Here is an 11367-nt window from a genome sequence, read left to right on the forward strand (position 1 = left end):
GATTCGCATGGCCAGTCAGAACCCCAACCTCGCGGCGCTGAGCGCCGCCGGGGTATCCGTTTGGCTGGATGACTTGTCGCGGGAGCGGCTTGAGTCGGGCAACCTGCAGGAGTTGATCGACACCAAAAGCGTTGTCGGCGTGACGACCAACCCGTCGATCTTCCAGAAGGCGTTCGCCGAGGGCCACGCCTACGACCGTCAGATCGCCGAACTGGCCGAGCGTGGCGCCGACGTCGACGCCACGGTCCGCACGGTCACCACCGACGACGTTCGCAGAGCGTGCGACGTCCTGGCCCCCCAGTGGGAGGGCTCCGACGGTGTCGACGGCCGGGTGTCGATCGAGGTCGACCCGCGGCTGGCCGACGACACGGACAAGACCATCGCGCAGGCCGTCGAGCTGTGGAAGATCGTCGACCGCCCGAACCTGTTCATCAAGATCCCCGCGACCAAGGCCGGGCTTCCGGCCATCACCGCCGTTCTGGCGGAAGGGATTTCGGTCAACGTCACGCTGATCTTCTCCGTGGAGCGGCACCGCCAGGTGATGGACGCCTACCTGGCCGGGCTCGAGAAGGCCCGCGAGGCCGGACACGACCTGTCCAAGATCCATTCGGTGGCATCGTTCTTCGTTTCCCGGGTGGACACCGAGGTCGACAAGCGGCTGGAGAAGATCGGCTCCGCCGACGCGCTCGCGCTGCGCGGCAAGGCCGCTGTCGCCAACGCCCGGCTGGCGTACGCCGCATACCAAGAGGTCTTCGAAGGCGGCGACCGCTACGGGGCGCTCAAGTCCGAAGGGGCCCGGGTGCAGCGTCCGCTGTGGGCTTCGACCGGCGTCAAGAACCCCGACTACCCCGACACCCTCTACGTGACCGAGCTGGTGGCGCCGAACACGGTAAACACCATGCCGGAGAAGACGCTTGACGCCGTCGCCGATCACGGGGTCATCAGGGGCGACACGGTCAGCGGCACCGCACCGGCCGCCCAGGAGGTGTTCGACAAGCTGGCCGCGGTCGGCGTCGACCTGACCGACGTTTTCATCGTGCTGGAGAAAGAAGGCGTGGACAAGTTCGTGGAGTCCTGGACCGAGCTGCTGGAGGAGACGCAAAAGCAACTCGATTCCGCCGGCAAATGACCCCCGCGGGCTCGAAGGTGGGCGCCCGCGGCGGCCCCGCGCAGTGGCAAAACCCGTTGCGGGACAAGCAAGACAAGCGGCTGCCCCGGATCGCCGGGCCATGCGGCATGGTGATCTTCGGCGTCACCGGCGACCTGGCCCGCAAGAAGGTGATGCCGGCCATCTACGACCTGGCCAATCGCGGGCTGCTGCCGCCCAGCTTCTGCCTGGTGGGCTTCGCCCGCCGGGACTGGCAGACGCAGGATTTCCGCAACGTGGTCTACCAGGCCGTCAAGGAGCACTGCCGCACTCCGTTCCGGGAGGAGAACTGGGAACGGCTGGCCGAGGGATTCCGTTTCGTGCCAGGGGCTTTCGATGACGAGGAGGCGTTCGCGCGGCTCGCCGAGACGCTGGACAAGCTCGATGCCGAGCGCGGCACCGGCGGCAACCACGCCTTCTACCTGGCGATCCCGCCCAACTCGTTCCCGGTGGTGTGCGAACAGCTGCACAAGTCCGGCTTGGCCCGCCCGCAGGGCGACCGGTGGAGCCGGGTGGTCATCGAAAAACCCTTCGGCCACGACCTGGAAAGCGCGCAGGCCCTGAACAAGACGCTCAACGCCGTCTTCCCGGAGGAGGCGGTGTTCCGGATCGACCATTACCTGGGCAAGGAGACGGTGCGCAACATCCTGGCGCTGCGGTTCGCCAACCAGTTGTTCGACCCGATCTGGAACGCCCACTACGTCGACCACGTGCAGATCACCATGGCCGAGGACATCGGGCTGGGCGGACGGGCCGGGTACTACGACGGCATCGGCGCCGCGCGCGACGTCATCCAGAACCATCTCATGCAGCTGCTGGCGCTGACCGCGATGGAGGAGCCGGTCAGCTTCAATCCGTCGGCGCTGCAGATCGAGAAGATCAAGGTGCTCTCGGCGACCCAGCTCGCCCAACCGCTCGATGAGACCACCAGCCGGGGCCAGTACACCGCCGGCTGGCAGGGCAGCGAGAAGGTCGTCGGGCTGCTCGACGAAGAGGGGTTTTCGAAGGACTCCACCACCGAGACGTTCGCCGCCATCACGCTCGAGGTCGACACCCGCCGCTGGGCCGGTGTGCCGTTCTATCTGCGGACCGGTAAACGCCTGGGCCGCAGGGTGACCGAGATCGCCCTGATCTTCAAGCGCGCACCGCATCTGCCGTTCGACGCCACGATGACCGACGAGCTGGGCGCCAACGCCATGGTCATCCGGATACAGCCCGACGAGGGCACCACCCTGCGGTTCGGCTCCAAGGTGCCCGGCACCGCCATGGAGGTCCGCGACGTCAACATGGACTTCTCCTACGGGTCGGCGTTCGCCGAAGAATCACCGGAGGCCTACGAACAGCTCATCCTCGACGTGCTGCTCGGCGAGCCATCCCTGTTTCCGGTCAATGAGGAGGTCGAATTGGAATGGGAGATCCTCGATCCCGTCCTTGATAACTGGGCGGCGCACGGCAAGCCCGACCCGTACGAGGCCGGCACCTGGGGTCCGGAATCGGCGTTCGAAATGCTGCGCCGGACCGGGCGCGAATGGCGGCGGCCGTGATCCGCGCCGGCGACCATCTAGCACGCAGTGATGCGGTGGGAGCACGCCCCCACAACTGGGTGGGCTCCCCGCTCCGCAGGGGAGTACCCGCACCCGCTTGCGGGGAAGAGCGGCGCAAATGATCGTCGACCTGCCCGGCACCAGCACCACCGCGGTCAACAAGAAACTCAGCGAGCTGCGCGAGAAGGCCGGCGCCGTCACGATGGCGCGGGTGCTGACGCTGCTCATCACACCCGACAGCGAGGAAGTGCTCGAGGAATCGGTCAAGGCAGCCAACGACGCCAGCCATGAGCACCCCAGCAGGATCATCGTCACGATGCGAGGCGACCCCTACGCCGACGAACCGCGCCTGGACGCACAACTGCGCTCGGGCGGCGACACCGGCGCCAGCGAGGTCGTGATCCTGAACCTGTCCGGGCCCCTCGCCGGCCACGCCGCCAGCGTGGTCACCCCGTTTCTGCTGCCCGACATTCCCGTCGTGGCGTGGTGGCCCGACATCGCCCCGGAACAGCCGGCGCGAGACCCGTTGGGCAAGTTGGCAATCCGGCGCATCACCGATGCCACCAACGGCGTCGATCCGTTGTCGGCGATCAAGAGCCGCCTGCCGGGGTACGCCGCCGGCGATACCGACCTGTGCTGGGCGCGCATCACCTACTGGCGGGCACTGCTGACCTCCGCCGTCGATCAGCCGCCGCACGAACCGATCGAGTCGGCGTTGGTCTCCGGCCTCAAGACCGAGCCCGCCCTCGACATCCTGGCGGGCTGGCTGGCCAGCCGGATCGATGGCCCGGTGCGCCGGGCCGTCGGCGACCTCAGGGTCGAGCTGGCGCGCAAGAGCGAGACCATCGTGCTCAGCCGCCCCCAGGAAGGCAGGACGGCCACCCTGACCCGGACGGCGCGCCCGGACGCCCTCGTTCCGTTGGCGCGCAGGGAAACCGGCGAATGCCTGGCCGAGGACCTGCGACGGCTGGATGCCGACGAGATCTACCGAGCAGCGCTGGAGGGCATCAAGAAGGTGCGGTACGCGTGAGCCCCATCGTCGAAGTTTTCTCCGACCGCGACGCCCTCGTCGAGGCGGCGGGCGGACGCCTGGTCGAGACCATCCAGACCGCCGTGGCGGCCCGGGGCCGAGCACTGATCGTGCTGACCGGTGGCGGCAACGGCATCGGGCTGCTTCGGTATCTCGGCACGCGGGGTGAGCAGATCGACTGGTCCAAGGTGCATCTGTTCTGGGGCGACGAACGCTACGTGCCCGAGGACGACGACGAGCGCAACGACAAGCAGGCGCGGGAGGCCCTGCTCGACCACATCGACATCCCGTCGAGCCACGTGCACGCGATGCCGGCCAGCGACGGCGAATTCGGCCCGGATCTCGCCGCCGCGGCGCTGGCCTACGAGCAGCTGCTGGCGGCCAACGCCGAACCCGGCCAGCCGGCGCCCAATTTCGATGTCCACCTGCTGGGAATGGGGCCGGAGGGCCACATCAACTCCCTCTTCCCGGACACCCCCGCCGTGCGCGAGACCAGCCGCATGGTGGTCGGCGTCGAAGACTGCCCCAAACCGCCGCCACAACGAATCACGTTGACGCTGCCCGCAATCCAGCGTTCCCGCGAGGTGTGGCTGATGGTATCCGGGGCGGGCAAGGCCGACGCGGCGGCCGCCGCCATCGGTGGCGCCTCACCGGTGTCGGTGCCGGCCGCCGGGGCCGTCGGGCTCGAGACCACGCTCTGGCTGCTCGACCAAGGGGCCGCATCCAAGCTTCCCGGCTGACCGGTCCGAGTAATAATGGCCGTCATGGCAGACAGAACCGTGCGCGGCGGGCCCGAGCGAAGCCGGATCAAGACTCTCACCCAGGCCGCCCTGAACGCCGACAAGACCGTCGAACAGGTCGAAGACGTCCTCGACGGCCTGAGCAGGACGATGAAGGAGCTGAACAGCTCGCTCTCCAACCTCAACGCCACGGTCCAACGCATGGAGACCGGGCTGGATCACCTCGACGGCACCCTCGGCAGCCTCGACGATCTCGCCAAGCGGCTGCTCGTGCTGGTCGAGCCGGTGGAGGCCATCGTTGCGCGGATCGACGACATGGTGAAGGTGGGTGAGACGATGATGTCCCCGCTGTCGGTCACCGAGCACGCCGTCCGCGGTGTGCTGGACCGGCTGCGCAACCGGACCGCGCAGTAGGCAGTGCCCGGCGCCTATCCGGTGCCCACTCCGCCGTATGCGGAGGACACGGGTCTGCCGTGGGATGTTTCCGTCGTGGACGCCGTCGCCACCATCGCCGCGGCCCGCGCACGACACGGCGACACGTTCGTCGTGGAGAGCGGACGGGAACACTACCTGTTCACTTTCTCCCGCATCGGGGTCGAGTCGTTCTACGCGCTCACCGAGGACACGGCCAGCAAGGCGGTAGCCGATTACCTGATGTTGCGGCGCAAACTTCCCGACGACATCTTCGTCGGGCGTAAAACCTTGCCCAACACGCTGTTTCGGCGTGACGACGTGGCGTTGTACCTTGCCAACCTGGGCCGGGCGCTTGAGCAGACCACCACCGAGTTAGGGGCGGGCGGCCGGGTAGATGTCTTCGATCTCACCCGACGGCTGGGTCACCGCATGGGGCTGGCCTCGTGGGCGGGACCCGGATCGTCCGATGGTGAGTCCTTCGAGCGCCTGGTGCACGCCCTCGACGAACTGGACGGCTCCGAGGCGTTCGTTCACCCCGACAGGATGGCGGCGGTGGCGGCGACCGACAAGCGCGCCGAGCGAGCCGCGCTGGACGAGGTTGCCGATATCATCGCCGCCGCGGTGCGCAGGTTCGATGCCGGCGACGCGGGCGACCAAGCCCTGTTCGGCAGGATCGTGGACGGCTGGTCCACGGAGCCGCGGAGCGCGCGGCTCCGCGGGATCGCGCTCGACATCGCGCTCATCCACATCGCATCCATGTCGAACCTGGCGGCCGCGCTTGGCTGGGCGTTGGTGGACCTACTCGAGCACCCGGCCCAGCTGGCGCGGGTTCGCTCCGGCGACACGGACTTTGCCCAGCGTTGCGCGCTGGAATCGACGCGCCTGGCGCAACGGTCGATCATGACCCGCACCGTGCTGTCCACGGTCCACTTCGACACCGGTGACGTCGCCTACGAGGTGCCGCCGGGCTGGACCATCGCCACGTTGCTGCCCCTGCTCAACACGTCGGTGGGGCCGGGCCTGAGCGAGTGGGATCCCGCTCGATGGAACCGCCACCGTCTGATCGAGCGGGACGCTCTGCCCTCGCCCATGCTGGTGACCGCCTTCGGGCACGGCCGACACTCTTGCCCGGCCCAGCCGTTTTCGTTGGCCGCGATGACTGCCGCTACCACGCATCTGCTCCGCGAGTACCGGATGACGCCGCGCTGGATTTCGCATCCTGCGCCGGTGCCGGCCCAAATCGGTGGCGTAGCACGGGCAGCGGGACCGTGTCGGGTCGACTATGCCCCTGCCTAGCCGCTATTACCCGCTATTTCGCAGCGCGCTGGACAGCCCGTTCATCGTCAGCAGGATGCCACGCTGCACCAATGGGTCGTCGTCGCCCGAGCGGTATTGGCGAAGCAACTCCACCTGCAGGTGGTTCAGCGGCTCCAGATACGGGAAGCGGTTGAACACGGAACGGGCCAGCGCCGGGTTGTCGGCGAGCAGGTCGTCGTGACCGGTGATGAGCTTGTGCATGGCGATGGTGCGCCGGTGCTCGTCGACGATCTTGTCGAACACCCTGTGCCGCAACGATTCGTCGGCCACCAGCCCGGCATAGCGCGCCGCCAGGCCCAGGTCGCTCTTGGACAGCACCTGCGCCAGGTTCGACAGCACGCTGCGGAAGAACGGCCATCGCTCATACAGCTCGTGCAGGATCTGCACCCGCTCGGTTTCGCTTTCGGGGCCCGCCCCGATCCACTGCTCGAACGCCGCGCCGGTGCCGTACCAGCCCGGGAGCATCACCCGCGACTGGCTCCAGGCCAACACCCACGGGATTGCGCGCAGGTCCGCGATCGAGGCGGTGGGCTTGCGCGAGGTCGGCCGGCTGCCGATGTTCAGCGACCCGATCTCGCTGACCGGTGTCGAGGCCATGAAGTACTCGACGAAACCCGGTGTCTCGTGGACCAATTCGGCGTAGGCGCGATGCGCCAGGGCAGCGACCTCGTCGAGCAGCGCGTAGGCCGGTTCCGCGGCGTCGCCCAGGCCCTCCACGTCGAGCAGCGTCGACTCAACGGTGGCCGCCACCAGGCTCTCCAGATTGCGCCGGGCCAGTTGCGGTTCGGCGTATTTGGCGGCGATGACCTCGCCCTGCTCGGTGAGGCGCAGCGAGCCGTTCACCGCGCCGGGCGGTTGCGCCAGGATCGCCTGGTAGCTGGGGCCGCCGCCGCGGCCCACGGTGCCGCCGCGACCGTGGAAGAGCCGCAACCGAATACCGGTCTTGCGGGCCACCTCGACGAGGGTGAGTTCGGCCCGATACACGGCCCAGTTGGCGGCCAGATACCCGCCGTCCTTGTTGGAGTCGGAGTAGCCCAGCATCACCTCCTGCGAGTCGCCGCGCGCCGAGACGAGCGCCCGATAAATGGGAAGGTCCAGCATCGCCTGCAAGATCGACGCCCCGTTGTGCAGATCGTCGATCGTCTCGAAAAGCGGTGAAATGCCCAGGGGGCAACAGGGTTCCGGTCCAGAGGCGTCCAGCAGGCCGACCTCCTTCAACAGGATCGCGGCCTCCAGGACGTCCGACACCGACTGGCACATCGAGATGATGTAGTTGGGCACGGCCGCCGGGCCGTAGAGTTCGACGGCGCGGGCGGCGGCCGCGACGACGGCAAGCTCACCGCGGGCCAGGTCGGACAGCTGCGCGCGGTCGCCGACCAGTGGGCGGCGGGTGCTCAGCTCGCCGGCCAGCAGCTCGACCCGCTCGTCTTCGGCCAGCGAGCCGTAGTCCGGATGCACCCCGGCCCAGGCGAGCAGCTCGCCGACCACCTCTTCGTGCACGTCTGAGTTCTGCCGCAGGTCCAGGCCGGATAGATGAAACCCGAAGACGTGCACGCTTTCTCGCAGTCGGGCCAGCCGATCGTCGGCCAACAGCTCGGCGCCGTGCGTGCGCAGCGAAGCGTCGACGACGTCCAGGTCGGCCCGCAGTTCCGCCGGCGCGGAATACGGCCGCAGGCCCAGGTCGAGCTCGTGCTGCGGCTGCCGGTCCAGGATCTCGGCGGCCGTCGCGGTGAGCCGGGCGCGGATCACCCGCAGCGCCCGCCGGTAGGGCTCGTCGGCGCGGGCGTTGCCGTCGCCGCCCTCGGCCAGTGCGGTCAATTCGGGGGTGACGGTGATCAGCCGCGCCGACATCGACAGCTCCTGCTCGAGGTCGGTCAGCTCGGCCATGTAGTGCGCCAGGGCGGTGAACGCGGCGCTGTCGGTGGCCCGCCGCACGATGTCGGCGGTCACGTTCGGGTTGCCGTCGCGGTCACCGCCGATCCAGGAGCCGGGTTGCAGGATGGGCGCCGAAAGCAGGTCGGCGTCGGGCCAGCGGGCCCGCAACGCCTCGCGCACCTCGGCGTTGACCTGAGGGATCACCTTGAACAACGCGGCGGGGTAATACCGCAGGCCGACGTCGATCTCGTCGGTGATCTGCAGCCGGGACAGCCGGATCAGCGCGGTCTGCCACAGCGTGAGGACCTGGCGGCGCAACTCGAGCTCGATGTCGCGGCCGTCGTCGGTCTCGGTGTGCCCGGCGGCGTGCAGGCGCATCAATTCGGTGATGCGGTGCTGGGTGACGAACACGGTGCGTCGACGGGTCTCGGTGGGATGGGCGGTGATCACCGGGGACACCAGGGCGCCCTTCAGGGCGTCGGCCACCGTGGCCGAATCGAGCTCTGCCAGGTCGAGTTTCGCGTAGGTCGCGGCCAGGCTGCTGTCCTGGGGTGGCTCGCCGGCGGCGACGTGAACGTCGCGGCGGCGTTCGCGGTGGATGTCTTCGGCCACGTTGGCCAGCAGCGCGAAGTGGCTGAACGCCCGGATGATCGGGATGGCCAGGTGGATGTCGATGCCGTCGAACATCCGCGACATATCGGTCCGGTCGATTTCGGAGCGCCGCACCCGGAAGGACTCCACCCGCGCGCGTTCCACGAGCTCGAATACCTCGTCGCCGTTCTGCTCGCGCACGGTGTCGCCGAGGATGGTGCCCAGCAGCCTGATGTCGGCGCGCATCGGCTCGGTCGCCTCGCGGCCGACGCGGGTGCGCTGGACGGCACCGATCGGTTCGAGCGCGGTGTCGGGAGCCTCAGCCATGGGTCCCAGTATCGGTGGGGATCGGGTGGCCCGCCCGTCGAGCGGTCAGCCCTGGCGGCCGAGAGGCAATCTCGGGGACCGTCAGCGGTACTTGATGAGCAGGCCCTCGCCGATGATGCACACCAGCCAGATGCCCACGATGAACACCGTCAGCCGGTCGAGGTTCTTCTCCACGACGGTCGACCCGGACAGGCTCGACTGCACGCCGCCGCCGAACAGCGTCGACAGGCCGCCACCCTTGGCGCGGTGCAGCAGCACCAGCAGCACCACCAGCACGCTGGTGACGACCAGGGTGATCTGCAGGGCCAATTCCATGACGGGCAGCTTACCGGTTACGGCTCGACCGCCGACAACCGACGCTCGGCGTCCGGCTCACCCAAGGCCGCGACGCGCCCGCGCGACGGGCGGTCGCACCATATCGCCCCCCGATCGATTCGACGCGTGCACAATATGTCTGCGCACCGTGCGCCACGCGCTGGGTTTGTCGGCACGGGCGGCACTCCCGGGACGGGCGGGCCCGGCGCGAACGGCGACAAGGGAGCAGATGGCTGACCCGGCTACGGCAGCGGCCCACCGGCGGCGATCGCCGCCAGCGTCGCGAACTGCTCACCGTCCAACGACGCGCCGCCGACCAGGGCCCCGTCGATATCGGCCTGGGCCGCGATGTCGCCGATGTTCTTGGCGTTCACCGAGCCGCCGTAGAGCACCCGTACGGTGTCGGCGACCTGGGGTGAGGCCAGCGAGCCCAGCTCCTTGCGGACCGCCGCGCACACCTCTTGGGCGTCGCTGGCGCTGGCCACCCGCCCGGTTCCGATCGCCCACACCGGCTCGTAGGCGACGACGACCTTGCCGATCTGCTCCCCCGACAGGCCCGCCAGCGAGCCGCGCAGCTGCTCCTCGCAGTGGGCGACGTGATTGCCCGCCTCCCGGACGTCGAGGTGCTCGCCGATGCACACGATCGGGGTGAGCTCGTGCCTGAGCGCGGCGGCGGCCTTGGCGGCCACCAGCGCGTCGTCCTCGTGGTGGTAGGTGCGCCGCTCGGAGTGCCCGACCACGACGAAGCTGCAACCGAGCTTGGCCAGGAAGGCGCCGCTGATGTCACCGGTGTAGGCGCCCGAGTCGTGCTGGGACAGGTCCTGGGCGCCGTAGGTCAGCCGCAGCTTGTCGCCGTCGACCAGGGTTTGCACGCTGCGCAGGTCGGTGAACGGCGGGAGCACCGTGACGTCGACCTTGTCGTAGTACTTGTCCGGCAACGCGAACGCGATCTTTTGCACCAGCGCGATCGCCTCGAAGTGATTGAGGTTCATCTTCCAGTTGCCGGCGATCAGTGGCTTGCGGCTCACGAGTCCTTACCTTTCTTGCAGGGTGTTCGTTGCCGCTGGCCTTAGGCTTCGAGCTACCCAGGGGCAGCGGGTATGGCTTTCATGAGTCTGCTGCTGTGTATGGCCCAAGGAGATTGGCCGCCCGCTGTCCCGCGACGACTCGACCGCTAATTGAGAGATGCGATTTGATCGCTGTGTAAGGACACGTCGGCGTGGTCGTCTGCTGGGTTGGCAGGGATGACAATGATTACGGAGGTGGTTGTGGGGCAACAACTGTGGGCCGGCGTTGACGCCGGGAAGTCCGACCACCATTGCGTGGTCATCAATGCAGACGGGCAGCGGCTGCTCTCGCAGCGCGTCCCTAACGATGAGGCCGAGCTCCTGGAATTGATGGCGGCGGTGATGACACTGGCCGATGGCGGCGACGTCACCTGGGCGATCGACCTCAACCATGGCGGTGCCGCACTGCTGATCGCCTTGCTCATCGCCGCCGAGCAGCAGCTGCTCTACATCCCCGGGCGCACCGTCTACCACGCCTCCGGCGGCTATCGCGGTGACGGAAAAACCGACGCCAAAGACGCCGCAGTCATCGCTGATCAGGCCCGAATGCGCCGTGACCTGCAGCCCCTGCGTGCAGGTGACGAGATCGCCGTGGACCTGCGCATCCTGACCGCCCGGCGTGGCGATCTGGTCGCTGATCGCACCCGGGCGATCAACCGGCTGCGCGCCCAGCTGCTCGAATACTTCCCCGCCTTGGAACGCGCCTTCGACTACAGCAAAAACCGGGCCGCGTTGATCTTGCTCACCGGCTATCAAACCCCCGACGGGCTGCGCCGCGTCGGTGCCGTGCGCCTGGAAACGTGGTTGCGCAAACGCAAGGCCCGCAACGCTTCTGCCGTCGCCACCGCCGCACTGGCCGCTGCCGACGCCCAACACACCAGCGTGCCCGGACAGCAGATCGCCGCCACCATGGTTGCGCGGCTGGCCAAGGAGGTGATCACCCTCGACACCGAAATCGCTGAAACCGAAACGATGATCGAGGACCGATTTCGCCGCCACC

General features: G+C 68.3%; 10 protein-coding genes. 7 read left to right on the forward strand and 3 right to left on the reverse strand.

Annotated features, from left to right (window positions below; genetic code table 11):
• Positions 1 to 7: 7 nt before the first annotated feature.
• From tal to JWP83_RS04240, 6 genes are all read left to right on the forward strand, one after another.
• Complete coding sequence (gene tal / locus JWP83_RS04215) at positions 8 to 1129, forward strand: transaldolase (protein ID WP_297726222.1); 1122 nt, start codon at positions 8 to 10, stop codon at positions 1127 to 1129.
• A complete protein-coding gene (gene zwf, locus JWP83_RS04220) occupies positions 1126 to 2691 on the forward strand; it encodes a glucose-6-phosphate dehydrogenase (RefSeq protein ID WP_297726225.1) in 1566 nt (521 codons plus the stop codon). The genes tal and zwf overlap by 4 nt, the downstream gene beginning before the upstream one ends.
• A gap of 118 nt (positions 2692 to 2809) precedes the next feature.
• Positions 2810 to 3721: a glucose-6-phosphate dehydrogenase assembly protein OpcA gene (gene opcA / locus JWP83_RS04225; protein ID WP_297726228.1), complete on the forward strand. Its 912-nt coding sequence runs from the start codon at positions 2810 to 2812 to the stop codon at positions 3719 to 3721.
• Positions 3718 to 4461: a 6-phosphogluconolactonase gene (pgl, locus tag JWP83_RS04230; RefSeq protein ID WP_297726230.1), complete on the forward strand. Its 744-nt coding sequence runs from the start codon at positions 3718 to 3720 to the stop codon at positions 4459 to 4461. Before opcA ends, pgl begins: the two co-directional genes overlap by 4 nt.
• 15 nt (positions 4462 to 4476) lie before the next feature.
• Positions 4477 to 4875 (forward strand): ATPase, encoded by a 399-nt coding sequence (locus JWP83_RS04235; protein ID WP_297726233.1) that lies wholly within the window; start codon positions 4477 to 4479, stop codon positions 4873 to 4875.
• Positions 4876 to 4878: 3 nt separating this feature from the next.
• Complete coding sequence (locus JWP83_RS04240) at positions 4879 to 6171, forward strand: cytochrome (protein ID WP_297726236.1); 1293 nt, start codon at positions 4879 to 4881, stop codon at positions 6169 to 6171.
• Positions 6172 to 6177: 6 nt separating this feature from the next.
• Here JWP83_RS04240 and ppc read toward each other — a convergent pair whose 3' ends face one another.
• The 3 genes from ppc to tpiA all read right to left on the reverse strand — a co-directional run bounded on the left by ppc (position 6178) and on the right by tpiA (position 10328).
• Complete coding sequence (gene ppc, locus JWP83_RS04245) at positions 6178 to 8985, reverse strand: phosphoenolpyruvate carboxylase (RefSeq protein WP_297726239.1); 2808 nt, start codon at positions 8983 to 8985, stop codon at positions 6178 to 6180.
• An 81-nt stretch (positions 8986 to 9066) separates the two neighbouring features.
• The gene (gene secG / locus JWP83_RS04250; protein ID WP_297726242.1) at positions 9067 to 9300 is read right to left on the reverse strand and encodes a preprotein translocase subunit SecG; all 234 of its coding nucleotides are present in this window, start codon (positions 9298 to 9300) and stop codon (positions 9067 to 9069) included.
• Positions 9301 to 9542: 242 nt separating this feature from the next.
• Positions 9543 to 10328, reverse strand: a complete 786-nt coding sequence (gene tpiA / locus JWP83_RS04255) for a triose-phosphate isomerase (protein ID WP_297726246.1) — start codon at positions 10326 to 10328, stop codon at positions 9543 to 9545.
• A 240-nt stretch (positions 10329 to 10568) separates the two neighbouring features.
• On the opposite strand from tpiA, the gene JWP83_RS04260 reads away from it, so the two are divergent.
• Positions 10569 to 11367: IS110 family transposase (locus tag JWP83_RS04260; protein ID WP_297726251.1), on the forward strand; the 799-nt coding region annotated here is incomplete at its 3' end.

Source organism: Mycobacterium sp., assembly GCF_025965855.1.
GTDB lineage: Bacteria > Actinomycetota > Actinomycetes > Mycobacteriales > Mycobacteriaceae > Mycobacterium.

Coding starts and splice junctions, on each gene's coding strand:
- tal (WP_297726222.1), top strand. CDS start 8: ATGGCCAGTCAGAACCCCAACCTCGCGGCGCTGAGCGCCGCCGGGGTA.
- zwf (WP_297726225.1), top strand. CDS start 1,126: ATGACCCCCGCGGGCTCGAAGGTGGGCGCCCGCGGCGGCCCCGCGCAG.
- opcA (WP_297726228.1), top strand. CDS start 2,810: ATGATCGTCGACCTGCCCGGCACCAGCACCACCGCGGTCAACAAGAAA.
- JWP83_RS04235 (WP_297726233.1), top strand. CDS start 4,477: ATGGCCGTCATGGCAGACAGAACCGTGCGCGGCGGGCCCGAGCGAAGC.
- ppc (WP_297726239.1), bottom strand. CDS start 8,985: ATGGCTGAGGCTCCCGACACCGCGCTCGAACCGATCGGTGCCGTCCAG.
- secG (WP_297726242.1), bottom strand. CDS start 9,300: ATGGAATTGGCCCTGCAGATCACCCTGGTCGTCACCAGCGTGCTGGTG.